The 19344-nt window shown below is 72.7% G+C and carries 19 protein-coding genes; 7 read left to right on the top strand and 12 right to left on the bottom strand.

The genetic code is table 11. The features are described 5' to 3' along the window. Positions 1 to 3 precede the first annotated feature (3 nt). A complete protein-coding gene (locus FHS88_RS18895) occupies positions 4 to 555 on the top strand; it encodes a demethoxyubiquinone hydroxylase family protein (RefSeq protein ID WP_184487054.1) in 552 nt (183 codons plus the stop codon). Between the two features lie 162 nt (positions 556 to 717). Continuing rightward, complete coding sequence (locus FHS88_RS18890; RefSeq protein ID WP_184487053.1) at positions 718 to 2139, top strand: coiled-coil domain-containing protein; 1422 nt, start codon at positions 718 to 720, stop codon at positions 2137 to 2139. Positions 2140 to 2266: 127 nt separating this feature from the next. On the opposite strand, the gene FHS88_RS18885 is transcribed toward FHS88_RS18890, so the two are convergent. Then, positions 2267 to 3685: a Do family serine endopeptidase gene (locus FHS88_RS18885; RefSeq protein ID WP_184487052.1), complete on the bottom strand. Its 1419-nt coding sequence runs from the start codon at positions 3683 to 3685 to the stop codon at positions 2267 to 2269. A gap of 140 nt (positions 3686 to 3825) precedes the next feature. Between FHS88_RS18885 and FHS88_RS18880 the strand changes: the two genes are divergently transcribed. Further along, positions 3826 to 4503 (top strand): winged helix-turn-helix domain-containing protein, encoded by a 678-nt coding sequence (locus FHS88_RS18880; RefSeq protein WP_184487051.1) that lies wholly within the window; start codon positions 3826 to 3828, stop codon positions 4501 to 4503. On the opposite strand, the gene FHS88_RS18875 is transcribed toward FHS88_RS18880, so the two are convergent. Continuing rightward, complete coding sequence (locus FHS88_RS18875) at positions 4484 to 4999, bottom strand: hypothetical protein (protein ID WP_184487050.1); 516 nt, start codon at positions 4997 to 4999, stop codon at positions 4484 to 4486. The genes FHS88_RS18880 and FHS88_RS18875 overlap by 20 nt on opposite strands. Here FHS88_RS18875 and FHS88_RS18870 point away from each other — a divergent pair. The 4 genes from FHS88_RS18870 (at position 4986) to FHS88_RS18860 (ending at position 7259) form a co-directional block, all read left to right on the top strand. Beyond that, entirely contained in the window at positions 4986 to 5627 is a 642-nt protein-coding gene (locus tag FHS88_RS18870; RefSeq protein WP_184487049.1) for an ATP-binding protein, read from the top strand. The two genes, FHS88_RS18875 and FHS88_RS18870, sit on opposite strands and share 14 nt — an antisense overlap. Further along, complete coding sequence (locus tag FHS88_RS21260) at positions 5563 to 5961, top strand: MFS transporter (RefSeq protein WP_338146668.1); 399 nt, start codon at positions 5563 to 5565, stop codon at positions 5959 to 5961. The genes FHS88_RS18870 and FHS88_RS21260 overlap by 65 nt, the downstream gene beginning before the upstream one ends. Before the next feature lie 96 nt (positions 5962 to 6057). Continuing rightward, positions 6058 to 6279 carry a hypothetical protein gene (locus tag FHS88_RS20615; RefSeq protein ID WP_211842427.1) on the top strand — a complete coding sequence of 74 codons (222 nt, stop codon included), beginning with the start codon at positions 6058 to 6060 and terminating at the stop codon, positions 6277 to 6279. A 17-nt stretch (positions 6280 to 6296) separates the two neighbouring features. Further along, positions 6297 to 7259, top strand: coding sequence for an asparaginase (locus tag FHS88_RS18860; protein WP_184487048.1), 963 nt, complete (start codon positions 6297 to 6299; stop codon positions 7257 to 7259). 17 nt (positions 7260 to 7276) lie between these two features. On the opposite strand, the gene FHS88_RS18855 is transcribed toward FHS88_RS18860, so the two are convergent. From FHS88_RS18855 to FHS88_RS18810, 10 genes are read right to left on the bottom strand one after another with little or no spacing between them, the layout of a single operon-like run. Continuing rightward, on the bottom strand, positions 7277 to 9691 hold the full coding sequence (locus FHS88_RS18855; RefSeq protein ID WP_184487047.1) for an AsmA family protein: 2415 nt from the start codon (positions 9689 to 9691) through the stop codon (positions 7277 to 7279). Next, positions 9688 to 11304 carry a complex I subunit 5 family protein gene (locus FHS88_RS18850; RefSeq protein ID WP_184487046.1) on the bottom strand — a complete coding sequence of 539 codons (1617 nt, stop codon included), beginning with the start codon at positions 11302 to 11304 and terminating at the stop codon, positions 9688 to 9690. Before FHS88_RS18850 ends, FHS88_RS18855 begins: the two co-directional genes overlap by 4 nt. Continuing rightward, positions 11301 to 12803, bottom strand: a complete 1503-nt coding sequence (locus FHS88_RS18845; protein ID WP_184487045.1) for a complex I subunit 5 family protein — start codon at positions 12801 to 12803, stop codon at positions 11301 to 11303. Before FHS88_RS18845 ends, FHS88_RS18850 begins: the two co-directional genes overlap by 4 nt. Further along, positions 12803 to 13096, bottom strand: a complete 294-nt coding sequence (locus tag FHS88_RS18840; protein ID WP_184487044.1) for an NADH-quinone oxidoreductase subunit K — start codon at positions 13094 to 13096, stop codon at positions 12803 to 12805. The genes FHS88_RS18845 and FHS88_RS18840 overlap by 1 nt, the downstream gene beginning before the upstream one ends. Then, complete coding sequence (locus FHS88_RS18835; protein ID WP_184487043.1) at positions 13093 to 14040, bottom strand: hydrogenase subunit MbhD domain-containing protein; 948 nt, start codon at positions 14038 to 14040, stop codon at positions 13093 to 13095. Before FHS88_RS18835 ends, FHS88_RS18840 begins: the two co-directional genes overlap by 4 nt. After that, the gene (locus FHS88_RS18830) at positions 14037 to 14330 is read right to left on the bottom strand and encodes a cation:proton antiporter (protein WP_211842426.1); all 294 of its coding nucleotides are present in this window, start codon (positions 14328 to 14330) and stop codon (positions 14037 to 14039) included. Before FHS88_RS18830 ends, FHS88_RS18835 begins: the two co-directional genes overlap by 4 nt. Beyond that, positions 14327 to 14605 (bottom strand): monovalent cation/H+ antiporter complex subunit F, encoded by a 279-nt coding sequence (locus FHS88_RS18825; protein ID WP_184487042.1) that lies wholly within the window; start codon positions 14603 to 14605, stop codon positions 14327 to 14329. Before FHS88_RS18825 ends, FHS88_RS18830 begins: the two co-directional genes overlap by 4 nt. Beyond that, positions 14598 to 15071: a Na+/H+ antiporter subunit E gene (locus tag FHS88_RS18820; protein ID WP_184487041.1), complete on the bottom strand. Its 474-nt coding sequence runs from the start codon at positions 15069 to 15071 to the stop codon at positions 14598 to 14600. Before FHS88_RS18820 ends, FHS88_RS18825 begins: the two co-directional genes overlap by 8 nt. 1 nt (position 15072) lies before the next feature. Beyond that, entirely contained in the window at positions 15073 to 18129 is a 3057-nt protein-coding gene (locus tag FHS88_RS18815) for an efflux RND transporter permease subunit (RefSeq protein ID WP_272872850.1), read from the bottom strand. Between the two features lie 25 nt (positions 18130 to 18154). After that, positions 18155 to 19255: an efflux RND transporter periplasmic adaptor subunit gene (locus FHS88_RS18810; protein ID WP_184487040.1), complete on the bottom strand. Its 1101-nt coding sequence runs from the start codon at positions 19253 to 19255 to the stop codon at positions 18155 to 18157. Positions 19256 to 19344: the final 89 nt, after the last annotated feature.

Below are 19344 nucleotides of genomic sequence, written 5' to 3'. Positions count from 1 at the left end.
CGCATGTCCAGCACCACCGCCGATATCCTGCCCGCCGCCTATCCCGCCTGGCTGGTCGCCGAGCTGCGATCCGACCATGCCGGGGAGACCGGCGCGGTGCGCATCTATGACGGCATCCTCGCCATTAGCCGCGACCCCGCGGTGCGCGATTTCGCCGCGCGCCACCGCGCGACGGAGCAGGGCCATCTCGACCTGCTGGAGGCGATGCTGCCGCCCGGCGACCGCTCCCGCCTGCTGCCGCTGTGGCGGGTCGCGGGCTGGCTCACCGGCGCGCTGCCGGCACTGTTCGGCCCGCGGGCGGTGTTCGCGACCGTGGACGCGGTCGAGACCTTCGTGGACCACCACTACCGCGCGCAGACCGACCGTCTGGCGCGGGAAGGCATCCTGCCCGAGGTCCATGCCGCGCTCGAACGCTGCCGGGAGGAGGAGGTCCACCACCGCGATGAGGCCCGCGAGGCCGGGCAGGGCCCGGCCTATGGCCCGTTCCTGCGCGGCTGGGCCTGGCTCGTGGCCGCCGGGTCGGCGGCCGCGGTCGCGGCGGCGAAGCGGATCTGAGCCGCGGCTGCGGGCCGTGCCGGAGCAGGCGCTCGAACGAGATCGGCCGGTCTCGGGCACGCGATTGCAACCGGGACGTTCTGGACTCCGGGCCGCCGCACGCCGCGTAATGCAGGTGAAGCCTGCGCTGACCCCGGGCGCAGAGACAGGAGAGGCGCCCCCATGATCTCCGCCAGGATCCTCACCCGTGCCGGCCTTTTGGCCTCCGTCGCGCTGCTGCCGGCCTGCGGCGTCACCGTCGAGAGCACCCAGCGCATCCAGAGCCTCGAGACGGGTCTCGCCACTTCCGAGGCGCGCGGCCGGGAACTGACCGCCCGGGTGGCTGAGCTGGAGCGCACCCTGGCCGCCGAACGCCGCCTGCGCGGCGACCTGACGGCGATGGAGCGGCGGCTGGCGCGGGCGCGCACCGACCTCGGTGCGGCGCAGGCCGGACGGACGGATGCCGAGCGGGAGGCACAGGCGCTCGCCCGCCGCTACGAGGAGGAGGAGCGCCGCCTCGCCGCCCTGCGGGCCGAGGCGGGACAGGCCCAGGGCACGGTCGAGCAGCGCCGCGCCGCGGCGGCCGCGGCCGAGCAGCGCCTGACCGCGCTGCGCGAGGACACCAACGCGACCGAACGCCGGCTGACCGCCCTGCGCGCCGAGGTGGCGGCGAGCGAGCAGCGCCTTTCGGCCCTCGGTGGCCGCAACACCGCGGAGGAACAGCGGCTGGCCGCGTTGCGCGGCGAGGTCGCCGCCACCGAGCGGCGGCTCGCGGAGGTTACGGGCCGAGCCGGAGCCGAGGAGCGGCGCCTCGCCGAGCTGCAGGCCCGCTCGAGCGCGCAGGAGGCGCGGATCGCCGAGCAGGAGGCGCGGATTTCGGCGGCACGCGAGGCCGCGCTGCGCGCCCAGGCCGAGGCGGAGGCGCGCCGGCGCACCGTGGCGGAGGTCGAGGGCGAGATCACGCGCATCGCCGCCGCGCGGGACGCCGCGAATGCCGAGTTGCGCGGCCTGCAGGCGCAGATCGCCCAGCAGCGCACCGCCATCGCGCAGGCCGAGCGGCGCATCGCGGAGCTGCGGGACGCCGCGGCCGCCGAGGAGCGGCGCGTCGCCAGCCTGCGCGAATCGGCATCGGCCGAGGACCGTCGCCTCGCCGGGCTGCGCGAGCAGGTGCAGGCGGCCGAGCGCACCCTTGCCGAGCGCCGCGCCGCCACCGTCGAGGCGGAACGGCGTGCCGCCGAGGCGACCCGGGCGGGCGAGCAGGACGCCGCGCGCCTGCGCGCCCAGGCCGAGGCGGCGCGGGCCGAACTCGCCGCCGCGCAGCGCGAGGTGCAGGCGGCGCGGGCGCAGGCGGCGGCCGCGCAGCGCGAGGCCGAGGCGGCGCGGGCCCAGGCCGCCGCGGCGCAGGCCGCGGTGACGGCGGCGGAACGGCGGCGGGCGGAACTGTCGGGCCAGATCGCCGCGGCCGAGGCGCGGCTGAACGAGCGGCGCGGGGAACTCTCGACCGTCGAGCAGCGGCTGCGCGAGGCGCGCGATGCCAGCCAGCCGGGCGCGGTCACGGTCATCGCCCCGGCGCAGGAGGCGCCCCCGGCGCCCGCTCCCCGCTAAGGGCCGGCCGGACCGCCGGGATCGGACGCGGGGCTGCCCGCGATGATGGGCGCCGGATGAGAAATACCCCCGTCCCGGGGGGGCGGGACGGGGGCTGACGCGCGGCCGGGGGTTGGCGTTGGCGCCGTTATGCCGCGCGCAGGGGGAGGGCGACGAAACGGCTGCGGCCGTCGCGTTCGATCTGCAGCGCCACCGAGGGCCGGCCCGCGGCGCGGGCGGCGGCGATGGCCTCGGCGACATCCTGCGGCGAGCGGACCTCCCGCTCGCCCGCGCGCAGCACCACGTCGCCCGGTGCAAGGCCGCGCTCGGCGGCGGCGCTGCCGGGCTCGACGCGGGCGATCTCCGCCCCGCCGCCCTGCCGCGGCGCGAGGCCGAGGCCGAGGGCGGGCTGGCCGGGCTTCGCCGCCGGCACGGCATTGGCCGGATGGCTGCCGATCTCGACCCGCGCCTCGGTGCTGGCGCCGTCGCGCAGGATGGCCAGGGTCGCGGTGCGGCCGGGCGGAACGTCGGCCACCCCGGCGGCGAGGTCGCGCGGCGTCTCCACGGCGCGGCCGTCGATCGCGGTGACCACATCGCCCGCCCGCAGGCCCGCCCTGGCCGCCGGGCTGCCGGGCTCGACCGCGTTGATCAGCGCGCCCTTCGCCTCCGCCGTGCCGAGGGCGGCGGCCATCTCGGCATCCATCGGCTGCAGCGAGACGCCGAGCCAGCCGCGCCGGACCGCGCCGTGCTCGCGCAGTTGCGCGACGACGGACTGCGCCATCCGGGACGGCACGGCGAAGCCGATGCCGATGTTCCCGCCGGAGGGCGAGACGATGGCGGTGTTCACGCCGACCACCTCGCCCGCCGCGTTGAACAGCGGGCCGCCGGAATTGCCGGGGTTGATGGAGGCATCGGTCTGGATGAAGTCGTCATAGGGGCCGGCGCCGATCTGCCGGCCGCGGGCGGAGACGATGCCCGCGGTGACCGAGCCGCCGAGGCCGAAGGGGCTGCCCATGGCCATGACCCATTCGCCGACGCGGGTGCGGTCGCTGTCGCCGAAGCGCAGGGCGGGCAGGGGCGCGCCGGCCTCGACCTTCAGCAGAGCGATGTCGGTGGCGACGTCGCGGCCGACCACGCGGGCGGGCAGCGTGCGGCCGTCGGCGAGCGCGACCTGCACCTCGGCCTCGGCGCCGACGACATGGGCGTTGGTCACGATGTAGCCGGCCGGGTCCACGATGAAGCCCGAACCCTGGCCGCCGCGGCGCGGCAACGGCGCGCCCGGCGCCTGGCCGCCGAAGCGGCGGAACATCTCCTCCATGGGGCCGCCGCGCGGGATCTCGGTGCTCGCGGGCGCGGCGCGGGTGGTGGTGATGACGCGCACCACCGAAGGGGCGACACGCTCGACGACATCGGCGAAGTCGGGGCCGATGCGCGGGATGGCGCTGGCGGTGACGGGCGGCGCCTGCTGCGCGGTGCCGGGCAGCGCGGTCAGCGCGGTGGTGCCGAGCGCGAGCGCGAGCACGCCTGCGATCAGCGCGGGACGGCGGCGGTTGGCGGGCACGGCCATGGTTATCTCTCTCCGGATGCGGTTCGGGGCCCCGCCGCGGCGGCGGGGCGTTGCGCGCAGATGACGGCGCGGCACCTGCCCGGCCCCTGACTCGGCGCTTACCGATCCGTATGCTGCGGACGGGAAGCGCCGGAGGCACCGTGAGGATCCTGCTGGTCGAGGACGACGCCGAGACCGCCGACTACGTCGCGCGCGGGCTGGAGGAGGCCGGGCACGTGGTGGACCGCGCCGCGGACGGGCAGGACGGGCTGTTCCTGGCCACCGGCGGTGGCCATGACGTGATGGTGGTGGACCGGATGCTGCCGAAGCTGGACGGGCTCTCCATGGTGCGTGCCGCGCGCGCGGCGGGCATCGCGACGCCCGTCATCTTCCTGACCGCGCGCGCCGGCGTCGGCGACCGTGTGGAGGGCCTCGATGCCGGGGGAGACGACTACCTCGCCAAGCCCTTCGCCTTCGCGGAGCTGCTCGCGCGCATCAACGCCCTCGCGCGCCGGCCGCCGCTGCAGCAGCAAGTGACGGTGCTTCGCGTCGGCGACCTCGAGATGGATCTGATCCGCCGCACGGTCATCCGCGCGGGGCGGCGCATCGATCTGCAGCCGCGCGAGTTCCGCCTGCTGGAATACCTGATGCGGCGCGAGGGCCAGGTGGTGACGCGCACCATGCTGCTGGAAGGCGTTTGGGACTTCCACTTCGACCCCAAGACCAGCGTGGTCGAGACGCATGTCAGCCGCCTGCGCGTCAAGGTGGACAAGGGCTTCGGGCGCGAGCTGATCCACACCGTGCGCGGCGCGGGCTACGTCATCCGCGCCGATGGCTGAGGCGCCCTCGCGCTGGGCCTTCGCGCGGACCACCGCCTTCCGCGTGACGCTGCTGCACCTGCTTCTGACCATCGCGGGCACTGCGCTGGTGGGCGGCGTGGCCTGGTGGGTGACCGCAGGCTTCGCCGCGCGCCAGGCGGCGCAGGAGATCGAGCGCGGCATGGGCGTGCTGCTGCAGTCGGGCGCGCTGTCCGGCCTGCGCGGCATCGCCCTGTCGATCGAGGCGCGCATGGCGGCCGACCGCGCCGGCACGGAGTACTACCTGCTGGCCGCGCCGGGGGGGCAGCGCATCGCCGGCAACCTCTCCGGGGTGCCGTCCGAGCCCGGCTGGCGCGAAGGCACGATCCGCCGCGCCGACGGGACGGAGGCGCCGGTGCTGATGCTGGCCGCGCCGCTGCCCCGCGGCGGGGCGCTGGTGGTCGGGCGGGATCTCGAGGGGGTGCGCGCGCTCGAGCAGCGGCTGCTCGGCGGCGCTGCGCGAGGTGACGGACGACATCGCCCACGACCTCCGCACGCCGCTGACGCGGCTGCGCCAGCGCCTCGATGCCGCGGCGGCGGCGCCGAGCGCGGAGGCGATCGCCGCGGCCCAGGCGGAGGCGGACGGGCTGCTCGAGATCTTCGCCGCGCTGCTGCGCATCGCGCAGGTGGAATCGGGCACGCAGCGGGCGGGCTTCACGCGGGTGGACCTTTCGGCCATCGCGGAATCGGTCGCCGAGGTCTATGCGCCGGCGGCGGAGGAGCGCGGCCAGCGGCTTGCGGCCGAGATCGCCCCGGGCGTGACGATCGAGGGCGACCCCGCGCTGCTGACGCAGATGCTCGCGAACATCGTCGAGAATGCCGTCCGGCACGGGCGCGAGGGCGGGCGCATCGCCATCGCCCTGTCGCCGCGCGAGGTGTCGGTGACGGATGACGGGCCGGGCATCCCCGAGGCGGAGAGGGAGCGCGTGTTCCGCCGCTTCCACCGGCTGGATTCGGCGCGCTCCACGCCGGGAAGCGGTCTTGGCCTCGCGCTGGTGCGGGCGGTGGCCACGCTGCATGGCTTGGCGGTGACGCTGGAGGATGCGGGGCCGGGGCTGCGCGTGCGCGTGGCCCTGCCCGCTACAGCAGGCGCAGGATCTCGGTGAAGCGGGAGGCCTGCGCCATGCTGCGCGACACGGGCGATGCGGCGCGGCCGCCGCGGGCCGCCTCGCGCTCTGCATCCTGGGCCTTCTGTGGCTTGCCTGGGTGGTGCGTAACGACTGGTCGGCCGTCCCGGCGATGTTCGGACTGATCATCTTCGGCATCGGTCAGGGGGCGCTGGTGACGCTGGTGTTCAACGTGCTTGTGACGGCCGCACCGAAGGAACTCGCCGGGGACGTGGGCTCACTCCGCGGCACGACGCAGAACCTTGCCGCGGGCGTCGGGACGGCTGTGGCAGGGGCGCTGCTGGTCGGGCTGCTGTCGGGGGGCATCCTCTAGCGCGTCGCGGAGAACCCGCAACTGCCGCCGGCCGTCCTGTCGCAGATCGACACGGACAGCATCAACTTCGTCTCGAACGACCGCCTGCTCGCCATCATGGAGCGCACCGGCGCGGCGCCCGAGCAGGTGGCCGAAGCGGTGCGGGTGAACACGGAGGCACGCCTGCAGGCACTGAAGATCGGCCTGCTGATCATGGCTGCGGTCGCGGCGCTGGCCATCATCCCGGCGAGCCGCCTGCCCGCCTATCGTCCCGGGGAAATCCCTGCCGCCCGCGCCCCGGCGCCGCCGGCGATGCGCGAGGAGGAGGCGCCCGCGTAAGTCTGCCGCGGCTGATCATGCTCTCGCTCGGCGGCACCATCACCATGGTGCCGCAGGCGGGTGGAGGCATCACGCCGAAACTCGGCGCGGCCGAACTCGTCGCCTCGGTCCCGGAACTGGCGACGGTGGCGGAGATCGAGGCGGACAGCCCCGCACGGCTGCCGAGTCCGTCGCTGACGCCCGATCACCTTGTCGCGGTGGCCCGGCGCATCGAGGATGCCTTTGCCGCCGGTGCGGACGGAGCCGTTGTCATCCAGGGCACCGATACGATCGAGGAATCGGCCTTCCTGCTCGATGTTCTGGTGGCGAGCGACAAGCCTGTCGTCATCACTGGCGCGATGCGCGGCGCCGATGCGCCCGGTGCGGACGGGCCGGCCAACCTTCTCGCGGCGGCGCGCGTGGCGGCGAGCCCGGAGGCGCGGGGTCTCGGCACGCTGGCCGTGCTGAACTACGACATCCATGCGGCCCGGTTCGTGCAGAAGTCCCACACTACGCTGCCTTCGGCCTTCGCCTCGCCGATGGTGGGCCCGATCGGTGCGGTGGCCGAGGGTCGTCCGATCTTCTTCGCGCGCCTCGCGCGGATGCCATGTCTCGGCACCGCCGCCGGCCCGCCGCCGCCGGTGGCGCTGATCCGTTGGGCGATGGGCGATGACGGGCGGTTGCTCGGCGCGCTGCCCAGGCGCGGCTATGCCGGGGCCGTCATCGAGGGCATGGGCGCAGGCCATGTGCCTGCCGTTGCGGCCGAGGCCGTGGGCACCTTGGCCGCGCGGATGCCGGTCGTGCTCGCCTCGCGATCGGTCGCAGGGCCGGTGTTCACGAAGACCTATGGCTATCCCGGCGGGGAGATCGATCTGCTCAGGCGCGGCGCGATCCCCGCCGGCACCCTCAGCGGGCTGAAGGCGAGGCTGCTGTTGGGGCTCGCCTTGCGCGACGATGGCGGCCGCGCGGCGGCCGAGGCGGCGTTCGCCCCATATCGCTGATCGCGAAAACTTCCTTCCTATCGGCGCCGCCCGCCAAGCAGGCCACCGATGCCGCGCACGACATCCTGCACCGTTCCTTGCAGCTCGCGCGGCACGAGCGGGATGGGCGCGGGTGCCGATTCGGGGACCGGCCCGCTTCGGCCCATCCGCGCGAGGCGAAGCGCGCCGGCGCAATCGCCGCCCGGCGGCGCGCTGCCCGCCGCGCCACGAAGGTATTCGATGGTGCTGCTGCGCCAGAGGCGGTTCGCCACCGTGTCGCCGATGACCCGCGCCATGGCCGCGCCCGGCTCCACACCGAGGCGCGGCTGAGCGAGCGTCCCGCCGACGGTCACCGGCGCCCGCACTGTGACGCCCATGACCCGTATGTCTGGCAGCAGTCGCGCGGCGAGGGTCTCGTCGCGCAGATTGAGCGCGAGCGTGCCGTCGATCCGGCCGAATCCGCCTTCGATAAGCAGCGCCTCGCTGCGCGCGAGGCCGTCCTCCGCGCTGAGGCGGATGGCAAGGCAGCGCAGCGCGAGGCCATCCGCGGGCGTGCCGCCCGGCAGCAAGGCGCGAGCAAGCTCCGGGCCGATGCGGAGCGCGGTGGCGCCGGTGAAGCGACCGCCGACCATCGCGATCCCGACTTCGCCTGTCAGTGTCGCTGCAAGGGCCCGTGTGGTCGCACCCCGGGCGGCAAGGTCGAAGGCCAGTTCGGCGTGGCCGTCGAAGCCGACCGGCACGCCGAAGGCACGGCGCATCGCCGCAAGGTCGAGCCCGCGCCCGCGGCTGTCGATCCGCATGGCGATGCGTGGCGGATCGGCTGACGACTCCACCAGCAGCCTTCCGGCAAGCGCGCCGCCGGGCATGGTTGCGGCCAGGGGCTCGGCGAGCAGACGACCGTGTTCCAGGCTGATCGTGGCGTTGGCGTCGCGCCAGGTGATCCCAGCCATGACGAGGCTCGTCGCCGCGAGCGACAGGCGCGAATCGAAGTCGCGAAGGGTTGCGAGCGGCAGCGTGATCTCCGGGATCGCACGGGCGGAGGCGCGTGCGGGTGCGGCGGCGCTGCTGCCCGCGAGCCGGTCGAGGTCGAGGTGGCGCGCGGCCAGCGCTCCGGTCACGGCAAGGCGTGGTGCGAAAGCGATGGCAAGGTCACCCGTCGCCTGCTCGATTCCCGCGGCGCCGAGAGACAGGCCGTCGAGGCGCAGTTCGCGGGTGAACAGTCCGGAGAGCTGCGCTTCGGCGTTCACGTCGCGCAGCCGCGGGAAGGTTGCGCCGAGGAGTGGACCCAGGGAGGCGAAATCCGGCGCTGTGAGGCGGGCGGCAAGGACCGCCTCGCCGATCGGGATACCGGGCGTGATGGCGCCGGACACGGCGATTCGGGCGCGGCCGGCGGTCAGCACCGCCTCCACGGGCAGCGGTTCATCGGTAGCGGCCTCGAACAACCGGCGCGGCGAGGGCAGGCTTGCCGTCAGGCCGAGATCGGCGGCGGCGCGCCTCCCCTGCACGGCGAGCATGGTGGGCGTGTCGAGGCCGACGGCGCGCAACTCGGCGCGCGCGATCTCGAGGCCGGAAAGCCAGGCGGAGGCGTCGAAGGGTGAGAGCCGGAGTGTGAGATCCCTGACGGAGGGCCAGGGCTCGCCAGGGCCGAGCCGGGCAGCGAGATGCTCGATGGCCAGCGGCGGTATCGGATGGCCTGCGCGTGCGGCAAGACGCTGCGCCGCATCACGGGAGGCGGCGGCCTCAAGTCGGAGCGACCAGCCGGGAGTCGCCGTCGTTCTCGGCACCGCGCCCCTCAGTGCGAGGCGAAGGCCGCGTCCACGGATCGCGGCGTCGATCGGCAGGATCTCGTCAGCCTCGGGGCCGATGTGAGCGGTGATGTCCAGCGCCTCGCCGTCCAGCGCGATGCGCCCCCGCATGGCGAGCGGTTCGCCTGGACCGTCGCGCTCGAGATCGAGGGAGGCGATCGTCACCTCGCGCACCGGCCCCGACGGGATGAGGAGACGCGAGGACTCGATCCGGATCTCGTCGAGTGCGATGCCGCCGACCGCGCCATCTCCCGCCCCGAAGATCCAGTTCGGGCGCCCGTCGGCGTCCCGTTCGAGGATGATCTCGGCGTCGCTCAGTCGCAGGCTCGCGAGATCCACGCGCCCGGCGAGCAGCGGAACGATGGCGAGCGTGACCTCCAGCCGGCCGATGCGTGCGAAATCGGGCTGCGAGCCGCCCTCGATATTGGCGATCCGTGCGCCCGTCAGCGTGATGCGCGGGCGCAGGGAGGCGCGGATGCCAATCGCCTCATGCGAGACGGCGCGCGACAGGGCGCGCTCCAGCGCCGCATCCACACGATCCGTAAAGACACCGTGGGCGAGCGCGAACTGGAGCGCGAGGATGACACCGGCCGGCAGAGCGACGAGCATCACGGCAATCAACAGCCCGATACGCCGCCGGCGCGTCACCACACCACCATGACGAGGCCAAGCGCAATCGTAACGCCGATCAGCGCAAGACCTGCAATGGGCCAGGCCCGCAGCGCAACCTCGGCGCGCGTGAGCATGGGGTCGATCGGCGTTGCGCAGGACAGGGCGCGGCGCGCAGCAACGATGATGTCGCCCTCGGGTGCTTCCGGCAGACGCGCCCCCCAGCGTGCAAGCACGGCCAGCAGCATCAGGCCGGCGAGCACCGGCCACAGGGCCTTCAGCAGCGAATCTGCACTCAGCGCGGATGCGTAATGGCCGCCGGCCGTCGCGAAGAGCAGCCACGGCAGGGCGACTGCCGCAGTCGCGAGGCCGAGCCATGGGATCAGGGGCGGAAGAGGCGGGCGTGCGGCGGCATCCTCCGCGACGGTTGTGGCGAGGCGTCGCGTGAATTGCAGCATGAGCAACGTCGAGCCCGCCGCCGAGAGGGCCGCGAACGTGCCTGCAACACCGCTGCCGAGCTGTGCCTTCACCGCCTCCTTGGCCAGCCATCCGCCGGTGAGCGGCATGCCGCCGAAGCCGAGCGCCAGAATAATGGTCGGGCCGAGCACGAGCCAGCGGGCTGGGCCGCCGCACTTGTCTGCGATGCCGGTCGCGAGGAATAGCGCGCCCTTCGCGAGCACATGGTGCAGCGCATAATAGGCCGCGGCGGCTGGGGTGGCGGCGATGCCGCCCACCACGCCCATGCCAATGACGGCTGCCACAACTCCCATCTGGCTGACGCTGGAATAGGCCAGAATCGTCTTGGGGTTGCGCTGTGTGATGCCGAAGACGACGCCCCAGAAGGCGGTCAGGAAGCCGATGGCAGCGATGGCGATCCCCCACTCGGTTGGTGTCGCCTCGATCGGCAGGAAGCGGAGCAGGCCGATGATGCCGGCCTTGATGATGGCGCCGCTGAGCACCGCAGAGGCCGCCGTGGGCGCGGCAGGATGAGCAAGCGGCAGCCAGACATGCAGAGGCACCAGCCCCGCCTTGAGCCCGAAACCGAGCAGGAGCAGTGCGATGACGACATCACGCAGCGGCGCATCGGCAAGCGGCGGCAGCATATCGGCGATGGCAAGGCTGGTGCCCGGCGCGCCTGCAGCGAGCAGGGCGAAGGCGGCGAGAAGCGCGGCCTCTCCGATCACGGTCAGCAAGATGTACGTAGAGCCCGCACTCCAGGCGCGCGAGGTGCGGTCGTGTATGACGAGACCCCAGGCCGGCAGGCTGGCGAGCGCGTAGACGAGGTAGAAGGAGACGAGATCGGCGGCGACGAATACGCCGAGGCTGCCCGCCATGGTCGGCAGCCACCAGACGGCGAAGCGCAGCGCGTCCTGTCGCGGCATGGCGGTGCGCGCATAGGCTGAAGCGCCGCACCAGAGCAGCGCGGCAGCGCCGAGAAGCAGCGCGGCGGGAGCATCGAGCGCGAGGGACAGGCGCAGTTCGCGGTGGAAGACCAACGGCTCCGCGCCGGCGGCGAACAGCGCGCATGCGAAGCCCGGCAGCGGCGCCATCCAGAGCAACCCGAGCGCACGCGCGCGCGAGGCCGGGTAGGCCAGCGCGGCGAGCAGCAGAAGCGGCGCGAGCGGTGTGGCCGCGAGCAGCAGCGCGGTCATGGTGCGAGGCCCATGCGGCCCACCTGCACCAGGCCGAACGAGGCAAGCGGCACGAAGCCGAGTGCAACCGAGAGCACTGCCAGCCCGAGCGCGATGGCGTCGGGTGTGCCGGGCGGTTGCGGCGCGGGAGGAGCCAGGGCGCCGCTGGACGTCAGGCTGACCGACAGGACGCGATAGACGTAGCCGCCGGTGAGCAGCCCACCGCCGAGCACGACCAACGCCCACCACCATTGCCCGGCCTCGATCGCGGCGCTGAGCAGAAGCCATTTTGCTGCGAAACCACCAGAGGGCGGTACGCCCATCAGTGTCAGACCGGCCAGGCCAAAAGTGAGCAGCGGGACCGGCATGTGTCGTGCCGTGCCTGCAAGGTCGGCGATGCGGTCGTGTCCCACACGCGCTGCCATCAGCCCGACTGCGAGGAACATCGCGGCCTTGGCGAAAGCGTGTGAGATCGCCTGCACGGAGCCGCCGGTCCAGGCCTTGGCGGCGGTCTCGCTGTCCGGCATTCCGGCGACCAGCGGGAACATCAGGAACAGGTAGCCAATCTGCGCGACCGTCGAATAGGCGACGAGCAGTTTGAGGCGCGGCTGCGCCAGGGCGGCGGCAGAGCCGAGCAGGATGGCCGCGGCGCCCAGTCCGGCGAGAATCTGCATCGCGGGCAGCGAGGGCGTGGCCGCCAGGACGCCGAACCATAGCCTGACCAGAATGACGAAGGATCCTTTGACGACCAGCGCCGACAGCACCGCGCTCGCGGCCGCCGGCGCGCCGGCATGGGCGGAAGGCAGCCAGAGATGGAGCGGCAGCAGCGCAGTCTTGGCGAGGAGCCCGGCCGTCATCAGCGCAGCCGCGACGATCACCGGCGCTTCGAGGCCGAGGCGCCCCGAGAGCAGCGTGATGTCGAGCGTGCCGGCGCTCCCGTAGATCAGCGCGACGCCGAGCAGATAGAGCACCGAGCCGAGCAGTGCGAACATCAGGTAGCGCAGCGCGGCCTCGATAGTCTCGCGCTTGCCCTCGAGGCAGACGAGGGGCATCGCGGCGAAGGTCAGCAATTCGAGCGCGACGTAGAGGGTGAAGAGATCGTTCGCGACGACAGCGAGATTGATCCCGCCCCAGAGCGCGAGAAGCAGCGGCCAGAAGGCGAAGGCGGTTCGGGTCTCGGGCGCGCCGGACCGAACGCCGAAGCCGCCGCGGGCAAAGAGCGCGACCGCGGCAATGACGATGGCTGCAGCAAGGAGCATGGCGGCGGCCAAGCCATCGGCTCGGAAGGCAAGGCCAAGCGGCGGCGACCAGTGGCCGAGCAGGTGTATCGCCGGCGCGCCGGAGGACTGGACCGCGATGGCGGTTCCGAGAGCGAGGAGGAAGCCCGGCAATAGCAGGGCGATCGTCATGCGCTCGGCGCCGCGAGCGCCGAGCGGCAAGGCGACCACCATCGCGAGAACCGGCAGCACCACGGCCAGCATCGGCAGCAAACCCGAACCTGTGGCCGCCAGAGGCGGCATCAGTGCCGGTCCTCGTCCTCGTTGCCGGCGAGGCGCAGCACGAGCGCGACGGCGAGCGTCGTGGCCGCGAAGGCGACCACCAGGCCCGTGAGGATGACCGCCTGCGGCACCGGGTCTGCCGCGAATCCTGCGCCGCCTCCGCGCCGCGCCACGGCGCCGAAAACCAGAAACACGCCGCTGCCCAGCAGGTTGAAGCAGACGATCCGCATCAGAGGCTGGGTGCCAACGAGCATGCCGAAGAGGCCGATCCCGACCAGCGCCGCGCCGAGAAGCCCGAAGAGCGTCGCGCTCATGGCGGCGCGTCCCGCGAGGGCGCCCCCATGACCAGCAGGGCCAGAGCGGCGGCGACGGAGGCGGCCAGCACGAATTCGACGATCAGGATGGTCGGCTTCACCAGCCCTTCGGGGTAGGCGAGGAAGGCGCCCTCCACGGCGAGGCCGGCGAGGCCGATGGCCATGAATAGTGCGGGGCCCGCGGCGATTGTGGCGCGCAGGGGCCAGGATGCGGTCGGCGGCACGCGCACAAGACCGGCAAACCAGACAAGCAGACCCATCGCCGCAAGGATCGCAGCGGCCTGGAACTTGCCGCCCGGGGCATCCGCGCCGACCCAGAGAATATGCACCGCGACCACGATGCCGATGGGCGGCAGAAGGCGTGCCAGCAGCGCGCGCGGCCCGTCCGTGACGGCGGGCCAGGGCGCGCCCGGCGTCCCGCGCCAGGTCGCGTCGGGCGCGAGCGACCACACGCCGATGACGGCGAGGACGAGAACCGCGGCTTCCAGAAGCGTGTCGAGGCCGCGGAACACCATCAGCACGCCGGTCACGGGGTTGCCGAGCTCGGTGGCAGCAAGGTTGGCCGCGACCTCCGCGGCAAGGCCGGGCGCAGGCTTCGGCAAGGCAAGGACCGCATAGCCCAGCGCAACGGTGATGCAGGCGCAGCCAAGGCCGATGAAGATTGTCGCAACCCGGCCGGGAGCCTCGGTGGTCCGCTCGCTACCTCCTCTGGCCAGGCGATGACGAGCGGCGAGCAGCAGCACGCCGGAGAGCCCAGCGCCGATCGCCGCCTCCGTCAGCGCGACATCCAGCGCGTCCAGCCGCACCCATGCCAACGCGAGCAGCAACCCGTGCGCAATGAACAGCGCGATGGCGGTGAACACGCGGCGCGCCCGGATGACACCCAGCGCGAGACCGAGGCTTCCGGCGGCGAGCAGCACATCCACCGCGAGGCCGGCGATCATGTCTCGGGTTCCGCACGGCGCGTGAGTGTGGCGAGCATCGGGCCTGCGGCCGCGCTCGCCACCAGCACCAGCGCCCAGACCGCGAGCAGCCGCAGCGTGTTGGCGAGGCTGCCGGCCTGTGGCAGCAGGCCGATCACGACGAGGCCGAGACCGAGATGGTCCGCCTTGGTGAGCGCATGCAGGCGGCTTGCGGTGTCGGGAAATCGCAGAAGACCGGCAGTGCCGGCCGCGAAGAAGCCGATGCCGGCGAGGATTGCGAGGATGGTGAACGCATCGGCAAGCAGGCTCATGGCGGCTCGTCCGCGCCGGAGGTACGGGTAGGGGCGGTGCGCACCATCGCGACGATGGCGAAGGCGGCAAGCAGGGCAAGGATCAGCGCCATGTCGAGCAATGGCGCCTGTCCGGTCGCGATGCCCGCGAGGAGCAGGGCGCCGATGCTCCCTGTGCCGACGAGTTGCGCCGCCATGATGCGATCAGTAAGGCTTGGCCCTCGCAGCACGCGAAGCAGGCCGAACAGTGTGGTGAGCAGGACCGCTGCGGCGGCGGCGATCAGGCCCTCAGTCATCGAGACGAAAGGCACGCGCGAAACGCGCCTCCTCCTCGGCCAGGGATTCGAGAACGCCGGCCGTGCCGTTCAGGGCATGAACGACAATGCCTCCCGACACATCCGGCCCGGCCGGCAAGGTGCCGGGCAGCAGACTGGCATAGGCGAGGAAGGCATCCCGGGCGCGGCCGGGCGGCAGGCGCGGGACATAGATGACCTCGCTTGGCGTGGGGGATACCCGGGGGTCGAGGGCGAGGCGCGCAACCTGAAGCCCTGCGCGCAGTGCGGCCCAAGGAAAGCGCAGCAACAGCACCATGCAGGAATGGGGACGCAGCCGGAGTTGCGATGGCGGCAGCAGGGAGAGGCTTGCCCAGGTGGCAAACGCCGCCGCCACGAGGCCGACCGGCAGATCCGTCCAGCCATGGCCGGCGAGCACGATCCAGAGCGCGGCGAGCAGCGTGAAGCGGAGGATCGCTGCCGTTGCCATATTATGCCTCGGCGGGCTTCGCGGCCGGCTTCCCGCCGAACACCGTGACGTAGAGCGTCGGCAGGAACACCAGCGTCAGCAGCGTCGCGACCATCAGCCCGCCCATGATGGCGAAGGCCATCGGGCCCCAGAACACCGTCGGCGCGATCGGGATCAGCCCCAGCACGGTCGAGAGCGCGGTGAGCAGCATCGGACGCAGGCGCGACGAGGCCGCGGCGATGACGGCGCCCCGGACATCGTGCCCGGCCGCGCGGTCGCTCTCGATCTGCATGATCAGGATGATGGCGTTCTTCGCGATCATGCCGAGCAGCGCGAGGATGCCGAGGATGGCGACGAAGCCGAGCGGCCGGCCGAAGGCCAGCAGCGCCAGCACTACGCCGATGATGCCGAGCGGCAGCAGCGCCAGCACCAGCCCGAAGCGGCGGAAGGACTTCAGCTGGAACATCAGCAGCGTGAACATCAGCAGCAGCATCACCGGCACCACGGCGATCACGCTGGCTTGGCTATAGGCGCTCTCCTCCGCGATGCCGCCGAGGTCCACCCGGTAGGGCGCCTCCAGCCGCGCGTTCAGCGCGGCGATGCCGGCATCGAGCTGCGCCACCACCGTGTCGGGCAGCACGCCCGGATTGACGTCGGCGCGCACGGTCAGCGTCGGCACGCGGTCGCGCCGCCAGATCAGCGGGTATTCCTGGCCGTAGTCGAAGGTGGCGAACTGCGTGATCGGCACGGTCCGTCCGCCGGGCAGCGGCACCTGGATGGCGCGCAGCGTGTCGAGCGACAGGCGCTGCTCGGCCGTGGCGCGCGCGATCACGGGGATCAGGTAGATGTCGTCGCGCAGCTGCGTCACCGTGGTGCCGGTGACCGCCGCGTTGATCGCCGCCGCCACCTGCGCCGAGGACAGGCCGAGCAGGCGCGCCTGGTCCTGGTCCACCCGCACGCGCATCTGCCGCGCGGGTTCCATCCAGTCGAAATGGACATGGCGCGCGCCCCGGGCGGCGGCGATCAGCGCCGCGACCTCCTGCGCGATGTCGCGCACGCGCTCTACGTCGGGGCCGCTCACGCGGTATTGCAGCGGCCAGCCGACCGGCGGGCCGAGCTCGAGCGGATAGACGCGCGAGACTGCCGCGGGGAAATCCTCGGCCAGCAGCGCCTCCAGCCGGCGGTGCAGGCGTTCGCGCCCGGGCAGGTCCTTCGCCACAACCACCGCCTGGGAGAAGAAGGGCAGCGCCAGCTGCACGTTCAACGGCAGGTAGAAGCGGATCGCGCCGCGCCCGACATAGGTGGACCAGCGCGCCACGTCCGGGTCGGCCGCCAGCGCGGCATCGAGGCGCTGCGCCACCTGCTCGGAGGCGAAGATCGAGGCGTTCTGCGGCAGCGTCACCTCGACCAGCAGCTCCGTGCGGTCGGAGGAGGGGAAGAACTGCCGCGGCACGAAGGGCATGGTGAGCACCGCCACGACGAACATCGCGAGGGTGAAGGCGATGGTCACCCACTTGAACCGCATGGCGAGCGAGAGGAAGGCGGTGTAGCCGCGCAGCACCGCGCTGGGCTTCTCCGGTTCCGCCGAGACCCTCGGCGGCTTCAGGATGGCCACGCCCAGCAGCGGCGCGAAGAGGACGGCGACGAACCAGGAGACGATCAGCGCGATGCCAACCACCGCGAAGATCGAGAAGGTGTACTCGCCGGCCGAGGACTTGGCGAAGCCGATCGGCACGAATCCCGCGATGGTGACCAGCGTGCCGATCAGCATCGAGGAGGCGAGGGTGGAATAGGCGAAGGTCGCCGCCTTCTCCTTGGTGTCGCCCGCCGCGAGGCGCCGGATCATGGCGTCGATGGTGGTCATGGCGTCGTCCACCAGCAGCGTCAGCGCGATGATCAGCGCGCCGAGCGAGATGCGCTGCAGGTCGATCCCCGCCAGCAGCATCAGCGGGAAGACGATGGCGAGGGTGAGCGGGATGGACATCGCCACGATCGCGCCGGCGCGCACGCCGAGCGCGACGAAGGACACCGCCATGATGATCAGGATCGCCTGCCACAGGCTGCCCATGAAGTCGCCGATCGCCTCGTCCACCGTCTGCGCCTGGTCGGCGACCAGGATGGGCTCGATGCCGACCGGCAGCTCCGCGCGGATGCGCGCCATCTCGGCGGCGATGTTGCGCCCCAGCGCCAGGATGTCGCCCGCCTCGCGCATCGCCACCGCAAGCCCGATGGCCGGCTGGCCGTTCACCCGGAACATCGGCTGCGGCGGGTCGGCGGTGCCGCGGCGCACCTGCGCGAGGTCGCCCAGGCGGAAGATGCGGTCGCCGATCACGAAGTTGACGGCGAGGATGTCGGCCTCGGTCTCGAAGGCGCCGGAGACGCGCACCAGCAGGGTTTCCTGTCCGGTCTCGATCACGCCCGCGGGGCGCACCAGGTTCTGCGCTTGCAGCGCCGCGACCAGCGCGCCGTAGTTGAGGCCGAGGCCCGCCAGGCGCTCGGTCGAGAACTCGATGAAGATGCGTTCGTCCTGCGCCCCCAGGATCTCGACCTTCGAGACGTCGCGCACGCGCAGCAGGCGGGAGCGCGCGGCCTCGACGAAGTCGCGCAGCTCGCGCTGGCTGAAGCCGTCGGCGGTGAAGCCGTAGATGATGCCGAAGGTGTCGCCGAAATCGTCATTGAAGAAGGGGCCGACCACCCCCTGCGGCAGGGTGTGGCGCATGTCGGCGACGCGCCGGCGCACCTGGTACCACATGTCGGGCACCACGGCGGGCGGCGTCGAGCCCTTCAGGTCCACGAAGATCGTGGTCTGCCCCGCCACGGTGTAGGAGCGCAGCCGGTCGAGGTTGGGCGTCTCCTGCAGCGTGCGCTCGAGCCGCTCCGTCACCTGCAGCATCGTCTCCTCGATCGTCGCGCCGGGCCAGGCGGCGGCGACGATCATGGTGCGGAAGGTGAAGGCCGGATCCTCGTTGCGGCCGAGCTTCACGAAGGCGAAGGCGCCGGCGATCAGCGCCACGATCATGAAATAGACGACGAGCGAGCGGCTCTTGATCGACCACTCCGAGAGGTTGGGACCGATCATCAGGCCGCTCCCCGCAGGCGCGGCGTCATTGGCCCGCCCCCAGCAGGCGCACCTTCTGCCCCGGGCGCAGCGCCTGCACGCCGGCGGTGACGATCACCTCGCCGGGCTCGAGCCCCTGCCCCACCACGACATGCCCGGCATCGTGGCGCACCAGCTCGACCGTGCGCAGCGCCACCGTCTGCGCCTGCGGGTCCACCACCCAGACGGCGGGCTGGCGCTCGGTGCGCACCAGCGCCGAGGCCGGGATGGCGAAGCCCGCGCTGGCGCCGAGCGTCATCCGCCCCGTCACGGTAGAGCCCAGGCGCATCGCCGCCGGCGGGTTCGACAGGCCGACGCGCACCTGGAAGGTGCCGGTCACCGGATCAGCGCGCGGCGCGACCTCGCGCACCCGGCCGGTCGTGCGCACGCTGGGGTCGGTGGTCAGAAAAACCTCGATGATGGGGTTGGCCGGGGCCTGGTCCTTCAGCGTGGGTGGCACGTCGAACACCGCGTCGCGGCCCTCGTCGCGTGCGATCTGCACGATCATCCGGCCCGGTTGCACCACCTCGCCGGGTTCGGCGCCGCGCGCGGTGACGCGGCCATCCACGTCACTGACCAGCTCGGTGTAGGAAAGCCGCGTCTCGGCGATGCCGACCTGCGCGGTGGCGGCATCAACGGCGGCCTGCGCGGTCTGGCGTGCCTGCGCGGCCTGGTCGTAGCGCACGCGCGTGGTCCAGCCATCGCGCAGCAGCTCCGATTGCCGCCAGTAATTGTTGGCCGCTTCGTTGAGTTGCGCGCGGGCTGCCGCAAGCTGGGCACGGGCGGCGCGCAGGTTGTTCTCCTCGTTGTCCCGGTTCAGCCGCGCGACGACCTGCCCGGCACGGACCACGTCACCCACATTCACGAGGCGCTCGGTCATGCGACCGTCGATGCGGAAGGCAAGGTTGACCTCGGTTTCGGCCTGTATCGTGCCGGTCAGTGAAACCACCTCCCCGCCGGCGCTGCGCTCCACCGTGGCGACCCGAACCGGCCGGATCTCGGGCGGTGCGGGTGGCGGGCCGCCATCGCAGGCGGCAAGGCCGATGGCCAGCAACGCCGCCCCTAGGCATCGCGCCGCAACGGGCCGGATGGAGAGCCGAGGGTTCATTGCGCGCACCAGTGTCATGGCCAGGGTTGGGCCGATCCGGCAGGACAGCATGGCCCGTGCGGAGCGTGCGAGGGAAGGGCTAGATAGAG

This window comes from Neoroseomonas alkaliterrae, from assembly GCF_014199195.1.
In the GTDB taxonomy this organism is placed as follows: domain Bacteria; phylum Pseudomonadota; class Alphaproteobacteria; order Acetobacterales; family Acetobacteraceae; genus Neoroseomonas; species Neoroseomonas alkaliterrae.
The sequence above is the reverse complement of the archived record's forward strand: the minus strand, read 5'-3'. Positions and strand labels throughout refer to the sequence as shown.

Coding starts and splice junctions, on each gene's coding strand:
- FHS88_RS18895 (WP_184487054.1), top strand. CDS start 4: ATGTCCAGCACCACCGCCGATATCCTGCCCGCCGCCTATCCCGCCTGG.
- FHS88_RS18890 (WP_184487053.1), top strand. CDS start 718: ATGATCTCCGCCAGGATCCTCACCCGTGCCGGCCTTTTGGCCTCCGTC.
- FHS88_RS18885 (WP_184487052.1), bottom strand. CDS start 3,685: ATGGCCGTGCCCGCCAACCGCCGCCGTCCCGCGCTGATCGCAGGCGTG.
- FHS88_RS18875 (WP_184487050.1), bottom strand. CDS start 4,999: ATGTCGTCCGTCACCTCGCGCAGCGCCGCCGAGCAGCCGCTGCTCGAG.
- FHS88_RS21260 (WP_338146668.1), top strand. CDS start 5,563: ATGCGGGGCCGGGGCTGCGCGTGCGCGTGGCCCTGCCCGCTACAGCAG.
- FHS88_RS20615 (WP_211842427.1), top strand. CDS start 6,058: ATGGAGCGCACCGGCGCGGCGCCCGAGCAGGTGGCCGAAGCGGTGCGG.
- FHS88_RS18860 (WP_184487048.1), top strand. CDS start 6,297: ATGCTCTCGCTCGGCGGCACCATCACCATGGTGCCGCAGGCGGGTGGA.
- FHS88_RS18850 (WP_184487046.1), bottom strand. CDS start 11,304: ATGACCGCGCTGCTGCTCGCGGCCACACCGCTCGCGCCGCTTCTGCTG.
- FHS88_RS18845 (WP_184487045.1), bottom strand. CDS start 12,803: ATGCCGCCTCTGGCGGCCACAGGTTCGGGTTTGCTGCCGATGCTGGCC.
- FHS88_RS18840 (WP_184487044.1), bottom strand. CDS start 13,096: ATGAGCGCGACGCTCTTCGGGCTTCTCGGCGCGGCGCTGGTCGGGATC.
- FHS88_RS18835 (WP_184487043.1), bottom strand. CDS start 14,040: ATGATCGCCGGCCTCGCGGTGGATGTGCTGCTCGCCGCCGGAAGCCTC.
- FHS88_RS18830 (WP_211842426.1), bottom strand. CDS start 14,330: ATGAGCCTGCTTGCCGATGCGTTCACCATCCTCGCAATCCTCGCCGGC.
- FHS88_RS18825 (WP_184487042.1), bottom strand. CDS start 14,605: ATGACTGAGGGCCTGATCGCCGCCGCCGCAGCGGTCCTGCTCACCACA.
- FHS88_RS18820 (WP_184487041.1), bottom strand. CDS start 15,071: ATGGCAACGGCAGCGATCCTCCGCTTCACGCTGCTCGCCGCGCTCTGG.
- FHS88_RS18815 (WP_272872850.1), bottom strand. CDS start 18,129: ATGATCGGTCCCAACCTCTCGGAGTGGTCGATCAAGAGCCGCTCGCTC.
- FHS88_RS18810 (WP_184487040.1), bottom strand. CDS start 19,255: ATGAACCCTCGGCTCTCCATCCGGCCCGTTGCGGCGCGATGCCTAGGG.